Raw genomic sequence first — 19,561 nt, forward strand, 5'->3', positions numbered from 1 at the left:
CGGAATGCGCCGCGCCAAGAACGCCCAAGCCGCGCCGCGCCCGGACCCGCTATCCTTGAGGCGTGCTGCCCGCCCTCGAGCCCGACGATCCCTTCCGTGTCGAGATCTCCTCCCCCGAGGCGCTCCCCGGCCTCTGCGTGGCCCGCTTCCGCAGCGACGCGCGGCTCCACCGGTCGGTGAAGGATCGCCTCGCCACCGTCTCCAGCGAGTCAGGGAGCTGCGAGTGGTGGGCGCGCGGCAAGACGTGGACGAGCCGGCCGGGCACCTTGCAGGTCAAGCTCCAGGGGGAGGTCCACCGCGACGTGCGCCGCGACGGCCCTTCGCGCTTCCAGATCGTGCTCTTCGACGACGCGCTGCTCGACGAGGCGCGCCTCGCGCTCGGTCGCCGCCCTTTCGCGCCGCCGCCGCGGCTCGCGCTGGACGAGCGCGAGCCGGCCGGCGCGCCGCTCGCGCGCCTGCACGCGCTCCTGCGGGAGCCGGGCGCCGACCCGCTCGCGCTGCAGACCGCCCTCGCCGAGGCGCTGCGCGCGCTGGTCGAGCTCACCGGCGGCCCCGCCGAGCCGGACAGCCAGCGGGCCTGGGGGGCCCCTGTGCGCCGCGCGCTCGAGCTCGTCCGGGCCCGCTTCACCGAGCCCCTGTCCCTCGACGATCTCGCCGCGCACGCGCGCCTCGACAAGTTCCACCTGTGCCGCGCGTTCAGCGATCACGTCGGCCTGCCGCCGTACGCCTACGTCACCCACCTCCGCGTCGCGCGCGCGCAGGGCCTGCTCGCCCAGGGGATACCGCCGTCCGAGGTCGCAGCGCGCGTCGGGCTCTGCGATCAGAGCCAGCTCAACCGGCACTTCAAGCGCATCGTCGGGCTCACCCCGGGCCAGTACGCGCGCAGCGTCCGGCACTCCACCCGAGCGGCGGCGGCGCGCGGCAGCGACGGCGGCCGCGGGAGGCGCCCGGCACGCGCGGCGGCGGGCCGGCCGGCGCCCTAGCCTCGCGCTTCAGGAATCCCGCCAGTCTTGTACGCCGAGATCGTCTCTCACTTTGTCGCGAGTGGACAGGTATCATCCTCTGTGCAGGCGTACGTTCGCAATTCTACGAATTGGCCGTTCTGCACCTTGTAGACGGCGATGTCCCCCTTGACATCGCCAACCGAATCGAAGTCGCACGGGCCTGATGGCCCTTCATAGTTGATGGCCTTGCCGGCGGCGATGGCTTCGATCGCTTTCTTGAACTCCTCCGTTCCGGTTCGCACGATCGTCCCGGCAGGGTCATTGATCTGGTCCAGCGCCACGTTGACGTCGGGTCCCGTCACCTTCGACGGATCGTCCAGAGCCAGGGCTGCCTTCACGGTACCCAGAAGCGCCACCACCATCGAATCATACACGGACGAGTCATAACCTGCAGGATCGGCGCCGGTCTCTTCGGCGAAGGCCTTGGCGAAGTTTTCTCCGGACGCGTCGGCGGTCCAGCAAAGGTTCGAGACGCCCTCCTGGCCCTCGGCCGCCGTCCCCATGGTTTGCAGAATGGCGGCGCGGCGGAACGACGAGCTGTTCAACATCGGCACGGTATAGCCTGCCTGCTTGTAGGCTTTGGCGACACCCACGGCGAGCGTGGGCAGCACCCAGTTGATGATGAAATCGGGCGGCCCCTTCGCCTTGCTGGGATCATCCGCGTTGACCTTGTCGAACGCCCCTGCGAGCAGTCCAGCAAAATCGATAGTGTTGGGATCTATATTAGGATCCACCCCGAGGAGCTCGTAATCGACGATGTCCGGGTTCGGAGGATGCTGAGCAGACCTCAGTTCACCCGTGTACGCAACACGGTCATCGCCGGCAATGATAGACACATTGACCGCCCCATCTCCATCGAGATCTCCATCGCCCTCGGAGCCCCGGGAGAACATGTCTCTGAACATGATTTCGGCGTGCCTGGTGGCCGTGATGGTGGTCCTTCTCAGCCAGTTATCCAGGTCTTGATAGCCGGGCGCATCCGTCGCGGGCGTGGGGGCGGCGCTGGGATTGTTCAGATTCATGTTGGTGCAAGAGCCGCACACGACGGGGACCTTTGCCGGGGAATCGGCGACATAGTTCATGTTGTTGACGGTCATGCTGGTGACGCTCGTGGCCGTCACGAGCACGGGGCTCCCCAGGCCGAGCAGCTCGGTGGCGAGCGGTTTCACCTTCGTGGCTTCGCTCTGGTCGTCGCGCTTCTCGAGCTTGAAGCGAAGACCTCGACTCGCGGACGTCCCCGCGAGGGCCTCATTGAACTGTTCGAACGCCATCTCTGCAGCCTGGATCATGTAGGGGTTCGCATTCAGGCCCGTGTCCGGGAGGATCGCCCCGATGACGACGGTAGACTCCTTGGTGGCGTCATCACTGCCAGATCCGCCATTGCTGGCACAGCCAGACATCGCAAGACACGTTCCCAGGATGATGTATCTTCGCACAGGGCACCTTTTGATGTGGGTTGAATGTATAAACCAAGGTCTGAACAGAAGGCCCGACCTTGCACCACATAGACCATGGGCGGCCAGCGGCTGAGCCGAACCGAGGCGGCGCTGTTCTTGTTTGTAGGTTCCGTTTACTCGACCGTCTGGTCGATCGACCGGAGCGCAGACTCCTTCAAGCCGAAGTGCTTGCGAGCTCTTTCGAGCGCGACGATCGTGTTGATCTCCAACGGTAGCTGAATGGCGGGGCGACGGATCTGCCAGCCGCCGTCGGCCAGATCGAACACCATGTCCGCCGTCTGGACCGCCAACGCGGCATGGTCAGGCACCATCGCAAACGTGCCCAGCTGGACCGGCGTCAGGAGCGATGCGACGCCGACGATGACCGGAATGCGGGAGTTCTTGCCCACCTTTGGCAACCAGATGGATGCCAACCATCGCGGCTTCAGTAGGATGTTGTCATTGAGCACCCAGAGAGCATCGATCTTTTCGTCTTCCACCAGCGACTCTAACGCTGTCGCGACCTCGGTGCGGCGAGGGTCCCGACCGACTTCCTGGCCGACGATCTCGATCTGCTCTACTTCTGCCAGCTTCTGCTGTCGGGCCATGAATCTCGCGAACGGAGCCCGGTAGACGACTCCTACACGTCGCACCGGGCGTTTGATGATGGACCGAAGCTTCACAAACTGAGTGACGCCGGGGATCTCGTACGCAATGCCGGTGGCGTTCTGCACCCTGTGGTAGCTGTCTTCCAGGAACGACGTCATCGTGATGACCGTAGGGGGAAACTGCGTCCCGGCGGGCTGAGCGTTTTGATAGGCGCGGTAGAGCTGCACCGTCGCGTTGTCCATCAAGACCACGCTCGCGGGCTTGATCGCCTGAATATCTTTTGCCAAGATCTCCGGGCCCGACTCTTCATTGATGCGTTGCTCGAAGACCTCGAAGTCGCGCGAGAGCTCATCCCTCAAGCCCTTCCAAACGCCTTCGACGTGCTCGCTGGCTGGCATGACGACGAGGATGGTGGGAGCGCTCGCGGGCCGGTGCATCCCCCGACCGTGATCGGGCGGAGCTGGTGGGATCAGCGGAAGGAAGGCCTTCGCGGCACAAGAAATGCCACAGCCTACCAACAGCAGGGCGGCGAGCTTCATCCGCGACCTCACCACAACTCCTGTGCCAATTGTATGGTGAATGTTCGTCCCAGTGTGGGCAGGTCCATGCCGACGGGGCCGGGCTCCGAATAACGGGCGCCGGTGAGGTTACGGATTGCCAGCGAGACCCGGGTTTCGCCGAGCGGAAGCGGCTTGAGGCCGTGGCTGGAGACCATCAAGTCGACTCGCGTGTAGGCGGGTAGCGTATATGGCTTTCCGTCATTGAGGCGGAGGTTCTGTTCGGTCGGTCCGCGCTCGCCCACCCAACGCGCCGTGGCCGTCGTCTGAAGGTACGCCTCCGGAATATCAAGCCCGAACGACGACATCCCCCACACATTGGGAAAGAGCGGTGGCGACGCGAGGTCCTTGCTCGGGTCCGTTTCATCCGAGTTGAACTGCTCTTGATACGCAAGCCCAACCTCCCCATGGTACCTTCCGTGAGCCAGTCTCATGGTCAGCTCGGTGCCGACGAAGTTGCGAGTAGGCCCGTTTTTCGCGATGAAACCGAGCCCGTTCGTCGCGAGATCGATGCTGCGCTCGAGTCGCTGGTAGAAGGCCGATGAGCTGATCTCGATGGCCTCGAACGCCCGGACGTTGAGGATGAACTCGCCGCTTTCGACCAGCTGTGGCAAGAGCGGTAGCTGGCCCACGGCGGAACGATTGCCAATAATATTCCCTGTCGTTCCGAAGCCGGGGTTAGCAAACAGGAGCAACGCCGACGGAGCTTGGAAGGCGCGACCACCCACCACTCGCACCGTGACGTCGTCGAACAGTCGATATCCGACAGCTGTCCGCCAGCTCGTCGCGGCGGGGTAAAGGTTCGACTTGTCTAGCCGGAGATCGCCGAGGATAACGAGGTCCGGCGCGATCTTGAGGTTCTGAATGGCGACCTGGCCGTGCACCGCCATGTTGGTGATGTGCTGAAACTCGGCCGTGCCATCGGGAAGGAGAGGTTCTTCGTAGCCTGGCGAGTGCCCTGCCGCTGGTTGGCGATAAATTTGAGTATAGAACGGAACGCGATGTCGTTCGATCGCCGCATCGAAGCCGAGCGCGGTGCTGAGCCACTTCACAGGATCGAACGCGAGCCCCAGACGTCCGTCGAAAGCGTGGTAAGAGAAGTTGCGATGGTAGGCATATTGCTGACTTCCGGACAGATACTGCAGGTCGTCCGCCGCTGGCGCCCCCTGCGACCACCCCAGCGACGCCCATGTCGAGAGCTTGTTCGACCATTTGCGCTCGCCCCTGGCGGAGGCCCAGTAGTTGTCGATGACGTACTTCGAGTTGTGCGTGAGCGCTGAGAAGGACTGGAACTCTCCATAGGCATCGTGGTGCTGCGCTCCGCCCTGAACCGTCAGCTCGCCGAGTCCCTCGCGCGACAGTCGAAGATTCGCGTAGAAGCTCGCCGGACGTGCCAAGTCACCCTTGGAGCTCGTTTCGAAGAAATCTTTGTACTGGACGCTTGTTGGGTCTTGCTTCGGAAACGTTTGTTGCACGGCCAGGCCCGAGCGATCGAGGTTCGAATCCGATACGGACATAAGCAAGCTCAGGTGTTCCGAGCCGTAGGTGACGGTGGCCCACCGACTGAGCCCGCTCGCCCCGGACGTCGAGTAGCCCAGACCAGCAGCGCCGTGGCCCCCCTCGGTGGGTTCGCGGGTGATCACGTTGATCGTCGCGATGAAAGCGTTCGTGCCATACACCGCCGACAGCGCACCACGAGCGATGTCTATTTGCTCGACCGCGTCGATCGGTACGTACTCGGGTCCGAGAAACGCCGTCATGTTGGGGCGAAATGAAACCTCGATCCCGTTGATCATGACCTTGACGATGCGGGTGGCGGACTCGAGTCCACCCGTGGTGCCGCGCACGCTGATGGTAGGCGTGACGAGATCGTCGATCACGTAGAGACCGGGGACGTGCGCCAGCACTTCCGCGAGCGAGCTCCAGCCATGTCGCTTGATGTCTTCACGCGTATAGACGAAGACGTTCGCCGAGGACAGGTCCTGCGATTCTGCCTTGCCGCCGCTCGCGGTCGTCACCTCGCGAATGTCCAGCAAATTGGTCAGCGAGAGCTGGTTGAGCGCGGTTTCGTCGAAATTCTCCGCGGGAACGGCCGACTGCGAATGGGCCACCCTCGGCGCCATCAGCCACAGGAGACCGGCGGTCACGGTCGCCCTGCTGCGCAAGCGCTTCTGGGGTAGGTGGCTGTGTGTCCTGGTCGTCATAATTCCATTGCAGCCGGCGTGGTCGGACTGCTCCCGAAAGAGCAGACGCCGGAAGCGGGGGCACGTCGACCTCATCTCCATTCGTCGACCCCCAGATCCGCCAACACGTGTTTGGGGAGCTTCCGGATCGCGATCTCGATGAATTGACGATTGCTCAAAAACGTGACTGCCACCAGCCCGACCTTGGCCGTCGAGAGGCTGAGGGTCGTGAGGCGCATCTTGCTCTCGGACTCGAAATCGTAGCGAAACCGCTCCGGGAGGAGCACGGCGTCGGCCGTCTGGAACTGGAGCAGCGGCAGCAGAGCCTCGATCTTCGTGACGCGCTGGACCTCCGGCGCGTCGCTCACGCCCAGGAGCCCGGCGACGAACTTCGGGAGCGCTTTTCGGTCGACCAGGTCGATGATCCCGTACCTGAGCGATGAGAGCATGTCCTTGCTCAGCGCCTTCGTCGAGACCAGGAGGTATTGCTCCGCGTCGCTCCCCGCCTTCAGGCCCTGGAGGTCGGCTGTCCGGTTGAGCGAGGCCAGGACCGGTCTCGGCGAGAGCGCCGCGCTCGGCGGGTTGGCCTCGAGCGCCGTCCTGAAATCGGTCAGCTTTCCGAAGACCGTGACATCGACGCCGGGCATCGACTCCTCGATCTTCTGCTCCAGCGCTCGAGCGCGGAGCGGTGTCACCGCGTAGACATAGAGCGTGGCCTCGGGGCCGGCAGTGCTCGGGGGGCTGAGCAGCAGGAGGCAGCACCCGAGCAGCAGAGCCGTCGCGAGCAGGACCGCCGACGCGCGCGAGGACCGCAGAGGTCGCCAGGGCCAGAACCCGGCCGTCCCGCTCCGAACACACGCGGCCAGAGCCTCGACAATACGGTGAGAAGCTCCGGGTCGAAATGGAGAGATCAAGTCGTCGCCTCGCCGCGTACGCTCGTCGTCGCGCCGCGTCCATGACCGTATCCAGCGGTGCGTGGCCTGCGCTCGCTTCGCGAGGTGCTCCAGGGCAACCACGGCCGCTGACCGTCGTCCCCGCGTGGAGCGCGCGCGACACCTATCCACCCCCCTCATGCCCTCCCGGTGATCGTGAGCAGCCAGCGTATCCGAGGATCAACCCTCCTTGTCAAGCGCCCCCTGGTCATGGCCGCACGAAGCGCGGTTAGGGCGAGGCGGCCGTGAAGCGGACGCGCGGTGCGTCGCGGGGAGGCGCCCCGCGGAAACAAGCCTCGTGCGCCGCGCGCGCGCGCCGCGAAGCGGTGGTCAGCAAGCTGACAGGATCTCTGACGCGCGGCATGATTCATGGACAGTAGCGGAAGACACAACCGGATGGGCCTGGGCCCTTCGGTTCAACCCGAGCCCAGCGTACTAATCAAGATCACATCGTGCCTCTCCGCGACGGCGATGTCGGGGCGACCTTCGCCGGGTCGCGGGCCTTCTCGGACTCGCCAGGTCGTTGACCAGAGCGCGGCGCGTCATCGGCCTGCTGCGCTCCCAGGGGATGGCGGTCCCCGGGCGCGCCAAATCCATGGCTGAGCGGATCGTGACGAAGCGGTTCGGCCTACGCGGATCTCGGCGTTCATCGCACTCTGGCACCTCGTCTGCGGCGAGCTCCCCAGGTCCGGGGCTTGAGAGCTGGGCCCGGGTTGGGTGCATGCCGTCCGAGGGGGTGCGATCCGTCGTCAGGCCCTCCCAGAATGCCCGGGGGTGCCGCCTCCGGCGCCGCCCGCCGAGGTGGACGTGGTGGTGCCCGCGGGTACCCGTCGTCCTCGTTCGAGTTCCGCAATTGCATGCCTGCGCTGGCGGACCGATGCCCGTGGGCCGCTACTTCTGCGTCAGATACTGGTTCTGCCACGCCACCATCCAGCCAGGGTACTCGGGCGAGAGCGCGCTCGCCTCGTCGAGCTGCTGGATGTGCTCGGGCGAGAGCGTGACGTCCGCGGCGGCGAGGTTGTCGTCGAGCTGCTCCCGCGTCTTCGCGCCGATGATGACGCTGGTGACGAAGGGGCGAGTCAAGTGCCACGCGAGCGCGACGCGCGCGACCGAGAGGCCCGTGGCGCCCGCGACGTCCCGCAGCGCGGCGAGCACGCGCGGCAGGCGGGCGCGGTCGACGGGCGGGAAGTCGAAGCTCGAGCGCCGCGCGCCCTCGGGGCCGCCCGGCTTCTCCGGATCGAACTTGCCCGACAGCATGCCGCCCGCGAGCGGGCTCCAGGGGAGGATCGCGATGCCCTCCGACTGCGCCATGGGTACGATCTCGCGCTCGATGTCGCGCCCCGCGAGCGAGTAGTAGACCTGTGCGCTCTCGAACCGCGCGAGGCCGTTCGCCTGCGCGAAGCCGATCGCCTTCATGGCCAGCCACGCGGGCAGGTTGCTGAAGCCGACGTAGCGGGCCTTGCCCGAGCGCACCACGTGGTCGAGGGCGCGCACGGTCTCCTCGATGGGCGTCACGGGATCGACGCCGTGGATCTGGTAGAGGTCGACGTGATCGAGCCCGAGCCGCTGGAGGCTCGCGTCGATGCTCGCGAGGATGTGCGCCCGCGAGAGGCCCACCTGGTTCACGCCCGGGCCCACGCGCCCGCGCACCTTGGTGGCCACGACGACCTGCTCGCGCGGGCGGTCGAGGGCCTTGAGCGCCGCGCCGACGAGCTTCTCCGACTCGCCTTCGGAGTAGACGTCCGCCGTGTCGATGAAATTGACGCCGCTGTCGAGCGACGTGCCGACGATGGCCTCGACCTCGCTCGTGCCGAGCGCGCCGATCACTTCGTAGAAGCCCTTCCCGCCGAACGTCATGGCGCCGAGGCAGAGCTCGGACACGTAGAGGCCTGTCTTCCCGAGGAGCTTGTATCGCATCGTGCTTTCTCCCTTGTGTGTCCGGAGGGGTAGGTCTTCGAGCGCGCTCGAAGTCAAGGGCTGGCCGGCAAAACAAAACGTGGCCAGGTGCGCCCCTTGACTTCGAGCGCGCTCGAGCTTTTACCGTGACGGGTGCCGAAGCGCCGCCGGCCCTCCCCCGCGCGGCAAGGAGGTCCAGTGCAGCCCCGCCGAGCCGGGGGCCACCGTACTGGAAAAGCACCGTTCTGCGCCGCAAGGCGCCCGGTGACGCCGTATAGCGTCTCGCGACGCGCCTCCCGGGCCAGACCAACGCCCGGACGGACACGTGTGCCCACGGCACGCCGACGCGCCCCCGCAGCGCGCTCGGCGCCGCCCGGACCACGCTCTTTCGACCCAGGACCGAGCCGACGTCTACTGGTACTCCGGAGACAGCGTGGTCAACCCGAGCGACTTCGATGCTGGCGAGTTCTACGCACGAGTCCCGGCCAGCGCGGCTTTCCAGACCGTCTCCGTGGACGTGAGCCCCCTCGTGTCGACCTTGCGTCCGGGGGGCGGGTGCCTCGGTATCCGCATCTCGACGGCGACATCCGACCGCTACAATCTCGATCAGAACGGGGCGCAGCCGCCGCGCCTCGAGGTGCTCTCGATGCCTTGAGGCGCAGGCGCCGTCTCCCCGCCGCCGCTCGCGGCGTGGACGCCGCCGGCCCCGCGCGCCGACCCTGGCGCTCGCCGCCCCGTGCGCCGGGCGGCGCTCCGCCGCGCGCGGCGGCGAGGGGAGGGCGCCTCGCGGGACCGAGGCGCCCCTCGCGCGATCAGTGCGTCGTCGACCCGCCGAGCGTGGGGACCGGCTCGTCGCTGTCGGCCGAGGGCGGCGCCGCCAGGGCCGCCGCGGGCGCGCACGTGCTCCCGTCCGCGTGCTCCGCGAGGTATGCCTCGAGGACGGTCTCGCGGTGCTTGAGGAAGTGGCCGGTGAGCGTCGTCGAGAGCGTCCCGCTCTCGTCGACATGCGTGAACGTGGTGCCCTGGGCGGGCCACGTCACGCCGTTGCCGAGCGAGACGCCGGAGCTCAGCCGGTGGCACCCGGCGCACGACTGGGTGGTCGCGCGGTTGGCCACGTCGTCGGCCGAGAAGATGCCGTTCTTCCCGAGGCGCACGAGCTCGGCGCCGATCCGCGCGCGGAGATCGAAGTTGTTCGTCAGCTGGACCTGGTAGTTGTTGCTGTCGTCCGCGCTGCTCTGGCCCGCGTTGTAGACGTCCTGCGTCGAGCCCTTGAGCTGGATATCATTGATGTCGGAGCTGAGGGGCGTGAGCTTGTCCACCGACTCGATGAAGTCGTTCATGAACCAATTCTTGACGGGATCGTTGTCGAGGTTCGGGCTGAACAGCTTGCCGAAGGGGTTCTCCTTCACCGCGACCGGCTTGAAGACGAGCCGCGGCTCGCCCGCGAACCCGTCGAAGACCTTGACGAGCTTGAAGTCGTGGAGCTGCCAGACCTGATCGTCCTGGATGGTCCTGGGGGCGCCGGGAGCGCCCATGAACTGGTTGGTGCGGATCTGGCCCGTGCCGCGGTGTCCGGCGGGGCCGTGGACCGCGTCGGCGAAGTTGTCCGGGTGGAGCACCGGACCGAAGCCCGCGTCGACGAGGCCCACGGTGAAGAACGTCTCGAGCGCGTTGGCGCGATCGGCGCCGTTCAAGGTCGAGAGGTTGGCCCAGAACTCGGCGACCGGGAGGCAGGCGTCCAGGCCGCACTCGGGGTGCGGGTTCGGGAGCTGGGCCTCGACGATGATCAGGTTGCGGTCGGCGAAGCCGGCCGTCTTCTTGCCGTAGATGATCCGGTACTCGCCGCAATGCGAGCCGTCCAGCGGCGCGAGATCGAAGCGGTTCACGACCGCGAGCGGCTCCATGAAGTCCGGCGAGCTCGGATCGAACGGATCGCTCGCGGCGAGGCGGCCCTCCCGCCGGGGGCACTGGATCGGGAAGCCGCCGACGAGGGCCTCACCGGCGCTGTTCACGTTGTCGTCGCAGTGCTGGGCGTCGAGGAACTGGGCTGGGGCGTCGTCGTTCGGGTTCCGGGTGTTGAAGAAGTCCCACCAGCGCCGGTAGAGGCTGAGGGCGTCCTGCTGACCCCCGGTCCCCGCCCGCATGATGAGCTGATTGAGGACGAAATCGAGCGGGAACCGGGTCATGGCCATCGGGTCCGTGACCTTCGTGAGGATGAGGGAGCGCTGCGGGTCGATGTCGAGCGGGGCCGACAGCGCCTGCTCGCCCACCGCGACGAGCTCCTCGGCGCCGACGCCGGAGAGCGCGCCGGGCGCGCTCGCGTCGCCGCACGCGGCCAGAGAGGCCGACGCCGCGACGCACATGACACCGGCGATGAAGGGGAACTTGGAGACATGACGGAGATGCATGATCGCTCCTGTGGCGTAGGGCGGATTGGAGTCGCCCCGAGGCAAAGCGGCTCGCCCCTGCGCCTGCTCCGCTTCGCGCTGTACCTGCTCGGCGCGCCTCGTCGGGGCGACCCCCGGCCGCGCAGCCCGGCTAGCAGCGCGCTATCGCAACCGGCATGCCGACCCGTGGCGTGAGCGCACTGCCGTCGAAATGGTGCGGCGCGACGAACCGAGCGCGGCGCAGGAGCAGCTGCCGCGCACTCGATCTCGCCCGCGGGTCCAGCAGCGGATGGCAAGCTTTGCCGTCCTGGCAATGATTGCCATCCCTGAAGGCAGGTGGGATGGCAACGATTGCCGTCGCGAGAACCTCACGCGATCCGCATCCCTGCTGGAATCGTGCTCGTCCCAGTTCCGCAACTGCATGCCTGCGCTGGCGGGCCGATGCCCGTGGGCCGCTACTTCTTCGTCAGGTGCTGGCGGGCGCGGTCCATGACCATCTGCCCGCCGGCGACGCCCCGCACGTCGCGGTTTTGCCACTCCAGCATCCAGCCAGGGTATTCGGGCGAGAGCGCGCTCGCCTCGTCGAGCTGCTCGACGTGTTCGGGCGAGAGCGTGACGTCCGCGGCAGCGAGGTTGTCGTCGAGCTGCTCCCGCGTCTTCGCGCCGATGATGACGCTGGTCACGAAGGGGCGGGTCGAGTGCCACGCGAGCGCGACGCGCGCGACCGAGAGGCCCGTGGCGCCCGCGACGTCCCGCAGCGCGGCGAGCACGCGCGGTCGACGGGCGGGAAGTTCAAGCGTTTACCCTGGCGGGCTGTGGAGGCTCAGAACGTGCAGGTCGGCGTGGGGCCGGCGGTGAAGGGCTCCCAGCGGACGTCCTCGATCGCCACGTCCATCGGCGAATCCGAGTAGATGAGGAAGGGCGTGTTGACGTTGGTGATGTCGAGCCCGTTGTTCGTCAGGCACTTCAGCGGGACGGAGACCTCGTGCCACTCCCCGTCCGCGATGGAGGTCAGCGTGCTGGCGATGTTGATGTCGCCGAGGCAGGGATACACGCAGTGGGCCGACAGCGTGACCAGCGTGCTCGCGGGCGGAGCATCGACGCGCGCCCGGAAGACGATCGAGGTCTCCGAGTTGTAGTAGGGCGACAGATCGACCCCGGGCGAGCCCGCCGAGACCTGCGCGTAGAGCTGGCCCGTCGCGCTCCAGGTCACCTGCTTGGCGCTGCCCTGGATCTGGCCGTCGACGGTGCTCACGCTCACCTCGCCGCCGGGCAGGGTGGCCCCCATGCCCACGTCCGTGCCGCCCCAGTTCGAGGGGCCTCCGATGCGCAGCACGTAGTCGCCCTTCTCCTCGCCATCCACGAAGATCTCGAGCGGCTCGCTCGTGGTGCCGGCCGTCCCCGGGTCCGGGGCCGCGCAGCCGTGGCCCGTGGAGACCTCGGGCAGATCGTCGCCGAGCGCGTCGGCGTCGGTGGTCACGAGGCCATAGCCATACGGGAAGAGCGGCTCCTCGCCGTCTCCCTTGTTGATGGGCGTCTGGCAGTCGGCCGAGGGCCACGAGAACGACAGCTTGCCCTGGAACTCGTGATCACCGAAGAGCACGTCGGCGACGCCGCCGCCCTCGCTGCCCGGCAGCCAGGCCGCCACGAACGCGTCCGACCGGTTGATCTCCTTGTTGGTGTGGAGCGGGCGGCCCGACACGAACACCGTGACGATGGGCACACTCGGCGCCCGGGCGCGGATGGTGTCGATGACGGCGAGGTCCTCGGGGTAGAGGTTCGCGTGCTCGAGCGTCTCGAACTTGCCTATGTCGCCCTGGCCCTCGGCGTAGGGCGTCTCGCCGATGACCACGATCGCGGCGTCGAAGGTGTCGGCCGCGGCGGTGCCGTCGGGGCTCAGGGTCGCGGTGCCGCTCATCCCGGCGCCCGTGATCGTCTCGTTGATACCGGCGTAGATGGACTGCGCGTTCGGGAAATCGGCGTTGGTGTTGCCGGTGCCCTGCCAGGTCAGCGTCCAGCCGCCGGACTGGTTCTGGATGTTGTCCGCGGTCTTGCCGGCCACGAGGACGTTCATCGACTTGCTGAGCGGCAGGACGCTGCCCTTGTTCTTGAGCAGGACGAGCGACTTGCGCACGGCCTCGCGCGCCACGGCCCGGTGCTCCGGCGCGGCGAGGAGCGCGGCGTCGCCGGCGACCGACCGCGACGAGGGGGCGCCCTTGCTCGCCCTGGGGCCGAGGAGGCCGGCCCGCATCTTCACGCGCAGGATCCGGGTCACCGCGTCGTCGATGCGGGCCATCGGGACTTCGCCGCTCTCCACCTGGGCGATGGTGTTCTCGATGAACGCCATCCAGTCGTTGGGCACCATGATCATGTCCACCCCGGCGTTGATCGCCGCGGCGCACCGCGAGTTGTTACAACCCGGGAGCTGGCCGTGCCCGTTCCAGTCGCCGACGACGAAGCCGGTGAAGCCGAGCTGGCCCTTGAGGATGTCGGTGAGCAGGTACTGATTGCCGTGCATCTTGTCGCCGTTCCAGCTGCTGAACGACGCCATCACGGTCTGCGCGCCCGCCGCGAGCGCGGAGAAGTAGCCCTGGGCGTGGATGTCGCGCAGATCCTCCTCGGAGCAGACGGTGTTGCCCTGGTCCTTGCCCTGCTCGGTCCCGCCGTCGCCCATGAAGTGCTTGGCGGTCGCGACGACGTGCGCGCCGCTGAACAGGTCCGCGCTGTCGGCCGGCCGGCCCTGCAAGCCCCGGATCATCCGGCCCGCGTAGCTCCTCACGATCTCCGGATCCTCGGAGTAGCCCTCGTACGAGCGGCCCCACCGGTCGTCCCGCACCACGGCGAGCGTGGGGGCGAAGGCCCAGTCGAGCCCGGTGACGGCGACCTCGGTGGCGGTGATGGCGCCGATCTCCTCGATGAGACCGGGATCGTTCATGGCGCCGAGCCCGATGTTCTGCGGGAACAGCGTCGCGCCGATCACGTTGTTGTGGCCGTGCACCGCGTCCACGCCCCAGATGACGGGGATGCCGAGGTGCTCGCCGGGCGCGCCGCTCGTGTCGGTGGAGGCCGTGTAATAGGCGTCCGCGAGGGCGACCCAGTCGGCCGCGGTCGCGTGCTTGGAGCGGCCCGGCCAGGAGCCGCCGCCGTTCAGCACCGAGCCGATATGGTACTCCCGGACCTGGTCCGGCGTGATCGCCAGGATCTCGGGCTGGACCATCTGGCCGACCTTCTGCGCCACGCTCATCTGCGCGAGCAGCTCGGTGATGGCGTCCTCGATCTCCGGGTCGAGCGGGATCTCGCTCGTCACCGTCGGCCACTCGACCGCCGCTGTCTCGCCGCCCGCGCCGCCGCCACCACCGGTGCCGGTGGTGGTGCCCGCGCCGGAGCCGCCCTCGCCGCCGCTACCGCCGGAGCCGGCAGTCGTGCCCGCGCCGGAGCCGCCTTCGCCGCCGCTGCCGCCGGTGCCGGTGGTGGTGCCCGCGCCGGAGCCGCCGTCGCCGCCGCTGCCGCCGGTGCCGGTGGTGGTGCCCGCGCCGGAGCCGCCCTCGCCGCCGCCGCCGCCGGTGCCGGTGGTGGTGCCCGCGCCGGAGCCGCCCGCGCCGCCGCCGCCGCCGGTGCCGGTGGTGGTGCCCGCGCCGGAGCCGCCCGCGCCGCCGCCGCCGCCGGTGCCGGTGGTGGTGCCCGCGCCGGAGCCGCCCGCGCCGCCGTCGCCGCCGCTGCCGCCGGTGCCGGTGGTGGTGCCCGCGCCGGAGCCGCCGTCGCCGCCGCTGCCGCCGGTGCCGGTGGTGGTGCCCGCGCCGTCGCCGCCGCTGCCGCCGGTGCCGGTGGTGGTGCCCGCGCCGTCGCCGCCGTCGCCGCCGCTGCCGCCGGTGCCGGTGGTGGTGCCCGTGCCGGAGCCGCCCGACCCTGTCGGGTCATCTGGGGGATCTGTTGAGTCGTCCCCACAGGCGGGAACAGGGATGGTCAGGGCTGCGACCAGCAGCCATCTGGAGTATCGGTTATAAAGATTCATGCCAGCGCCGGAGCATGGTCCCGGCGCAGTGGGGCGTCAAATTTATAGTCCCGCAGGCTGCTTTTATCAGGACCTCTGTCGGCCATCCCTGATCAGCCACCGTGAGGTGACGTTTGCCTGCGTGCCTCCGGGCTCCGGCAGGCCGTCCCTGCGGGCCTGGATGCGCACCTGCTCAAGCACGTCATCCACGACTGGAGCGACGCCGACGCTCGCGCGATCTTGAAGGTGTGTCGCCGCGCCATGCCGGCGCACGCGAAGCTCTTGCTCGTGGAAGGGATTTACCCGCGGCGCGTCGAGCCGTCGCTCGAAGCGCAGGGCGCCACGGCCAATGACGTCAACATGCTGGTCTGTACCGGAGGTCGCCAGCGCTCCGAGGCCGAATTTCGAGAGCTGCTGGCGGCCGCATCGTTCCAGCTCACGCGGATCGTCCCGGCCTCGATGGGCGCCTGCGTCATCGAGGGCGTGCCCTGCTGAGCCGGCGCCGTCGTCCTCGTCATGCGGGCCCCGGATGATTGTCCATGCCCATGGACAGTCATGGCAAAAACAATCGCTGTCGTCCATGCGTACAGTCGACTAGCGTGCCATCCCGCGCGGCACGGATGAGCTTCTGAGCGAGTGTGTCGCGAGCGGTGCGCTCGCGCCAGCTCGGCGAGCTGCGAAGAACGACCAGTACCGAACCGAGGACCTCGATGGATAAGCCAGAGTTTTTCGTCACCCCCGGCTACGGGGAGCGCATGCTGAAGGCCTTGCATTACTCGCAGGCGCTGAAGATCGGGAACCGGGTGGAGACCTCGGGCCAGGCCGGCTGCAATGACGAGCTCCAGTTCCCCGAATCGCTCGAAGACGAGGTTGCCCAGGCGTTCCGGAACGTGGAGCGTACCTTGGCCACAGCGGGCGCCAGCTGGGAGAATGTCGTCCACGTCAACTCCTACCATGTCGGCGGGTTTCCTCCCGAGGTCAACGAGTCGATGGTCAAGCTCTTTCGCCAGTACATGCCGAACCATGCGCCCATCTGGACGCAGGTTGGCGTCGCCGCGCTGGGGCTTCCAGAGATGCGTATCGAGATCCGGGTCACCGCCATCCTCGCTTGAGCTCCGTCGCTCGAGCTTCCAGGGGGCCATCGCGAGCTGGCGATGAGCCTCGAGGGGGTGGTACTCAGTCGACCCTCGCACTGAAGCTCACAGGTGGAGGGGACCCGCGCATTTCCTACCTGGCAGGCGCCCCTTCGCCGAAGCTCTGGATCGCCCAGTCGATGAACGCGCTCAACCGCGCGCTGGGGTGCCGGTTGGGCGGGTAGACGATATGCAGGGGCAGGGGAGGGCGCGTCCAGTCTTCCAGTATCGCGACCAGCTCGCCCGAGTCCAGATGAGGCTGAACGCAACGTCTGAGGTGCTGGCCGATGCCCAGGCCCGATAACATCATCTCGAGGAGCCCATTGCCGTCGTTGGTCGAAAAGGCGCAATCCGCAACCTCGTGACGATGGTTCCCCATCTCGAAGATCATCGGATCCAGCTTGCCCGTGGCAGCAAAGAAGTAGCCGGCGTGGGCGTGGCTCTTCTCCAGATCCGCGGGAGAGGAAGGGGTCCCCATGCGTTCGAGGTATCCGGGCGCCGCACAGGTGACGTAGTGAAGCTCGGCGACCCTGCGCCCGATCATCGTCATCTCGTTGAGGCTGCCGGCGCGAATGGCGCAGTCCACGCCTTCGCCCACGATATTCACCGTTCGGTCGCTGATCCCCAGAGCGATGGTGATGTGGGGGTACTCGCGGTGGAAGTCGGCCAGGGCGGGGATCAGCAGACACGTGGCGAACGACGCCGGCGCGTCGACCCGCAGGTGCCCGCTGGGCTTGACCTTCTTGCCTCGCAGCGCCCGATCGACCGAGTCCACCTCGGCGATCAGGCGCACCGCGTGGCCGTAGTACTCGAGCCCGTCCGATGTGGCGGCGACCGTACGGGTCGTTCGATTCAACAGCCTGGTGCCGAGGTGCTTTTCCAGATCGATGATCAGCTTGCTGACCGTCGAGCGCGGGAGGGCCAGATGGTCGGCGGTTCGGCTGAAAGAGCCTGTCTCCACGAGGCGGACAAACGCGCGCATTGCCAGAAGTTGGTTCACTGTCGCCTGCGCTTTTCATGGACGCGCGGCCTGGTTCTCCACCACAGGCCGCGGGGTGAAGGCGGTATCCTTGGATGCATGGATGAGCCGTTGATATAGCGTCTTTTTTCCAGGAGCGGGAGCAGCACCACGGGGGCGTCCTGTCCACGCGCCGCGCGTCCAGGAGCCCCGCCGGGATCCGCTTCGTGGTGTGGCCCGCCAGGCAGCGCCGCGATGGCCGGATCCGCGACCCTCGCGTGCAGGGCTGCTCGGCCGCCGCGCGCCGTCGCTCCTCCTCCGCGGCCCGCGCCGCGTCGAGCGCGAAGGACCGGTCGAGCACCTGGTCCAAGGTCAGCTGGAGCCCAGCCACACCTACACGCAGACCACGATTCGTCGCTTCTCGGCGGACCATGCTTTCGGTATCGTCGATCTCCTGCCGTCACCGAGGCAGCAAGGAAGAACGCCATGTCGCAACATTGGACGATCGCGGCCGCGCTGCTCGCCTTCGCGCTGCTCGACGCCGCCTGCGCCGACCCCGAGCAGGACGCCTCCCCCGGCGCGGCGAGCGGCGGATCCACCGCGGTGAGCGCCGCATCCAGCTCGACCGGCGGAGCCTCGTCGGGCGAGGCCAGCAGCTCGTCGACAGGCCAGCCGCCCGGCGGTCCGGTCGAGGTCGACTGCCGCACCGCCGGCGACGGCAAGTCCACCCTGGCCTTCGTCAACAGGTGCGACAGGCCGCTCCAGTTCCTGGGGAGCCTCATCGACGGCGGGGAGCTCGGCCCGGGGCAGTTCGCGTGCCGCGACGTGGGCACCAGCGAGGAGCCGCTGTCGTCGCTGCGCTACTGGGCGTACGCCGGGTCGGACCCTGGCGGGGGCCGACACACGCTGGCCGAGATGACCCTCAACACCGATTTCAACGACTTCGACTGGTACAACATCAGCCACGTGGACGCGCACAACCTCCCCATGGCGATCGTACCCATCGACCTGCCGGACTGCCGGACGCTCTCGTGTCCCGAGAGCCTGCTCGCGCGGTGCCCGGAGGTGGGTCGCTACAAGGACGCGAGCGGCGCGACGGTCTCCTGCGTGAGCCCCGACCGCGACGATCCAGCGAACCCCGTGGCCGTGTACTTCGAGGAGCAATGCAAGGACGCGTATTCCTGGTCAGGGGACGACCAGGAGTCGATGGCAGCCTGCGCTGGCGAGGACTACGACATCGTGTTTTGCCCGTGACATGCTCCCTCCCATGTCGGGGGCGACGGGGCGAGGTTCAGCCGGAGATCGGGCGCGCCCTTCCGCGAGATCCCTGGCCGGGGTCGCGTGAAGGCCCGCGAGCGACGCTGGCTCACTCCCAGCCGGAGCTGCTGGCCGCGCCCAGGATCGCGCTCACGCCGTAGACCTGGCCGCCGTGCATCTTGAACATGTGCATGTCGGTGTTCCCCATGAACATGGTGAACCCGACCCCGATGCCCGTCTCGACGTCGGCGAAGATGAGACGAGGCGTCAACGCCGGTGTCCCTGAGCCCGGCTGGCCAGGATCGCAGCTCGCGCCGGCGCTGCAATTGAACGAGCCGCCGCCGTTCTCGATGCGCTTGCAGCCGCTGACCGTGTCGCAGACGCCGCGCGGGAACAGCCAGAAGTACTTCTCCATCCAGCCCATGAGCTCGTCCCGCGAGTTGCGCTCTCCCGCCGCAACGGGCTCCTCCCACTCGACGGTATCCCCGCTCGCGATGAGGGCGGCGGTGTTCGAGGCGAAGTCTTGCCCGGAGACCTTGTAGTCCCCTGGCCGCACGGCGATGGTCTCGATCTCGATGATCTTCTGGTTCTCGAGCTTGAGGCGAAGGGCGAGCGGGATGTCCATGCTGCCGTCCGGCACCACCGCCTGGCTCGCGGAGCTGCAGGTCTCTGTGTCGAGCGCGCTGTGAGCGTACTTGAGCGCGCCGGCGGTCTTCCAGAGCCCTTCCTGACCGAGCTCGAGGGCTTCGCCGTTCTCGGTGAATTTCACGCTGTCGGCGAGGGGCAACGTCGCCGGATCGTGCGCCGCGAGCGCCTCGAAATAGGCGTCGATCGTGGTCTTCAGAAGATCGCGTGTGCAGCCGGTGGCGTCCCCGCCTCCCCCTGTCCCGCTGGTCGCGCTGCTGACAGCCGCTTCGGCGGACATTCCTCCCCCGCTGGCCGACGACGCACCGGCGCCGCCGCTGCCCGTCGTGGCTACGCTCCCGCCGGTCGCACCTGTGCCCGTGCCGCCGCTGCCGCTCGTTGCCGGCGGAGGCGGCGTGCCGTCGCCGTCTCCGCCGCAGGCGATGAGCGCCAGCAACGGCAGGCAGCATGCCAGGGAGCGACGCGCAGGGACAGGGGATCTCACGCGGTGGTCAGCCATGTCCTCGGCTACATCTCCGGCGTCGGCACGTCAATGCGATCTTGCTCACGGTGGCCCCGCGCGTCCTGCGAATA

Annotated in this window: 15 protein-coding genes; 5 read left to right on the forward strand and 10 right to left on the reverse strand. The window is 67.9% G+C overall.

The features are described 5' to 3' along the window. The first annotated feature begins 62 nt into the window (after positions 1 to 62). Positions 63 to 983, forward strand: coding sequence for a helix-turn-helix domain-containing protein (locus WME89_RS05205; protein WP_438008148.1), 921 nt, complete (start codon positions 63 to 65; stop codon positions 981 to 983). Between the two features lie 47 nt (positions 984 to 1,030). Here WME89_RS05205 and WME89_RS05210 read toward each other — a convergent pair whose 3' ends face one another. The 5 genes from WME89_RS05210 to WME89_RS05230 all read right to left on the reverse strand — a co-directional run bounded on the left by WME89_RS05210 (position 1,031) and on the right by WME89_RS05230 (position 8,638). Then, the gene (locus WME89_RS05210) at positions 1,031 to 2,440 is read right to left on the reverse strand and encodes an ABC transporter substrate-binding protein (protein WP_438008149.1); all 1,410 of its coding nucleotides are present in this window, start codon (positions 2,438 to 2,440) and stop codon (positions 1,031 to 1,033) included. Between the two features lie 134 nt (positions 2,441 to 2,574). Then, positions 2,575 to 3,588 carry a hypothetical protein gene (locus tag WME89_RS05215; RefSeq protein ID WP_438008150.1) on the reverse strand — a complete coding sequence of 338 codons (1,014 nt, stop codon included), beginning with the start codon at positions 3,586 to 3,588 and terminating at the stop codon, positions 2,575 to 2,577. 8 nt (positions 3,589 to 3,596) lie between these two features. Continuing rightward, positions 3,597 to 5,753 carry a TonB-dependent receptor plug domain-containing protein gene (locus tag WME89_RS05220; RefSeq protein WP_438008151.1) on the reverse strand — a complete coding sequence of 719 codons (2,157 nt, stop codon included), beginning with the start codon at positions 5,751 to 5,753 and terminating at the stop codon, positions 3,597 to 3,599. A 128-nt stretch (positions 5,754 to 5,881) separates the two neighbouring features. Next, positions 5,882 to 6,484: a hypothetical protein gene (locus tag WME89_RS05225; protein ID WP_438008152.1), complete on the reverse strand. Its 603-nt coding sequence runs from the start codon at positions 6,482 to 6,484 to the stop codon at positions 5,882 to 5,884. Between the two features lie 1,128 nt (positions 6,485 to 7,612). Further along, positions 7,613 to 8,638, reverse strand: a complete 1,026-nt coding sequence (locus WME89_RS05230; RefSeq protein ID WP_438008153.1) for an aldo/keto reductase — start codon at positions 8,636 to 8,638, stop codon at positions 7,613 to 7,615. A 304-nt stretch (positions 8,639 to 8,942) separates the two neighbouring features. On the opposite strand from WME89_RS05230, the gene WME89_RS05235 reads away from it, so the two are divergent. Further along, positions 8,943 to 9,272, forward strand: a complete 330-nt coding sequence (locus tag WME89_RS05235; RefSeq protein WP_438008154.1) for a hypothetical protein — start codon at positions 8,943 to 8,945, stop codon at positions 9,270 to 9,272. Between the two features lie 157 nt (positions 9,273 to 9,429). Here the strand turns inward: WME89_RS05235 and WME89_RS05240 are convergent, their stop codons facing one another. From WME89_RS05240 to WME89_RS05250, 3 genes are all read right to left on the reverse strand, one after another. After that, the gene (locus tag WME89_RS05240; protein ID WP_438008155.1) at positions 9,430 to 11,025 is read right to left on the reverse strand and encodes a hypothetical protein; all 1,596 of its coding nucleotides are present in this window, start codon (positions 11,023 to 11,025) and stop codon (positions 9,430 to 9,432) included. A 434-nt stretch (positions 11,026 to 11,459) separates the two neighbouring features. Then, a complete protein-coding gene (locus WME89_RS05245) occupies positions 11,460 to 11,774 on the reverse strand; it encodes an aldo/keto reductase (RefSeq protein WP_438008156.1) in 315 nt (104 codons plus the stop codon). Between the two features lie 53 nt (positions 11,775 to 11,827). Continuing rightward, positions 11,828 to 15,016 carry a glycoside hydrolase family 3 protein gene (locus WME89_RS05250; protein WP_438008157.1) on the reverse strand — a complete coding sequence of 1,063 codons (3,189 nt, stop codon included), beginning with the start codon at positions 15,014 to 15,016 and terminating at the stop codon, positions 11,828 to 11,830. A 117-nt stretch (positions 15,017 to 15,133) separates the two neighbouring features. Here WME89_RS05250 and WME89_RS05255 point away from each other — a divergent pair, with 117 nt between their 5' ends. After that, the gene (locus WME89_RS05255) at positions 15,134 to 15,490 is read left to right on the forward strand and encodes a methyltransferase (RefSeq protein WP_438011892.1); all 357 of its coding nucleotides are present in this window, start codon (positions 15,134 to 15,136) and stop codon (positions 15,488 to 15,490) included. A 215-nt stretch (positions 15,491 to 15,705) separates the two neighbouring features. Further along, positions 15,706 to 16,107, forward strand: a complete 402-nt coding sequence (locus WME89_RS05260) for a RidA family protein (RefSeq protein WP_437757007.1) — start codon at positions 15,706 to 15,708, stop codon at positions 16,105 to 16,107. A 115-nt stretch (positions 16,108 to 16,222) separates the two neighbouring features. Here WME89_RS05260 and WME89_RS05265 read toward each other — a convergent pair whose 3' ends face one another. After that, positions 16,223 to 17,128: a LysR substrate-binding domain-containing protein gene (locus WME89_RS05265; protein ID WP_438008158.1), complete on the reverse strand. Its 906-nt coding sequence runs from the start codon at positions 17,126 to 17,128 to the stop codon at positions 16,223 to 16,225. Between the two features lie 444 nt (positions 17,129 to 17,572). On the opposite strand from WME89_RS05265, the gene WME89_RS05270 reads away from it, so the two are divergent. Further along, positions 17,573 to 18,340 carry a thaumatin family protein gene (locus tag WME89_RS05270; RefSeq protein ID WP_438008159.1) on the forward strand — a complete coding sequence of 256 codons (768 nt, stop codon included), beginning with the start codon at positions 17,573 to 17,575 and terminating at the stop codon, positions 18,338 to 18,340. A 112-nt stretch (positions 18,341 to 18,452) separates the two neighbouring features. Here WME89_RS05270 and WME89_RS05275 read toward each other — a convergent pair whose 3' ends face one another. Continuing rightward, entirely contained in the window at positions 18,453 to 19,424 is a 972-nt protein-coding gene (locus WME89_RS05275; RefSeq protein WP_438008160.1) for a hypothetical protein, read from the reverse strand. Positions 19,425 to 19,561: the final 137 nt, after the last annotated feature.

It is taken from the genome of Sorangium sp. So ce321, from assembly GCF_051530195.1.
Classification (GTDB): domain Bacteria; phylum Myxococcota_A; class Polyangia; order Polyangiales; family Polyangiaceae; genus Sorangium.

Coding starts and splice junctions, on each gene's coding strand:
- WME89_RS05250 (WP_438008157.1), bottom strand. CDS start 15,016: ATGAATCTTTATAACCGATACTCCAGATGGCTGCTGGTCGCAGCCCTG.
- WME89_RS05260 (WP_437757007.1), top strand. CDS start 15,706: ATGGATAAGCCAGAGTTTTTCGTCACCCCCGGCTACGGGGAGCGCATG.
- WME89_RS05240 (WP_438008155.1), bottom strand. CDS start 11,025: ATGCATCTCCGTCATGTCTCCAAGTTCCCCTTCATCGCCGGTGTCATG.
- WME89_RS05230 (WP_438008153.1), bottom strand. CDS start 8,638: ATGCGATACAAGCTCCTCGGGAAGACAGGCCTCTACGTGTCCGAGCTC.
- WME89_RS05270 (WP_438008159.1), top strand. CDS start 17,573: ATGTCGCAACATTGGACGATCGCGGCCGCGCTGCTCGCCTTCGCGCTG.
- WME89_RS05215 (WP_438008150.1), bottom strand. CDS start 3,588: ATGAAGCTCGCCGCCCTGCTGTTGGTAGGCTGTGGCATTTCTTGTGCC.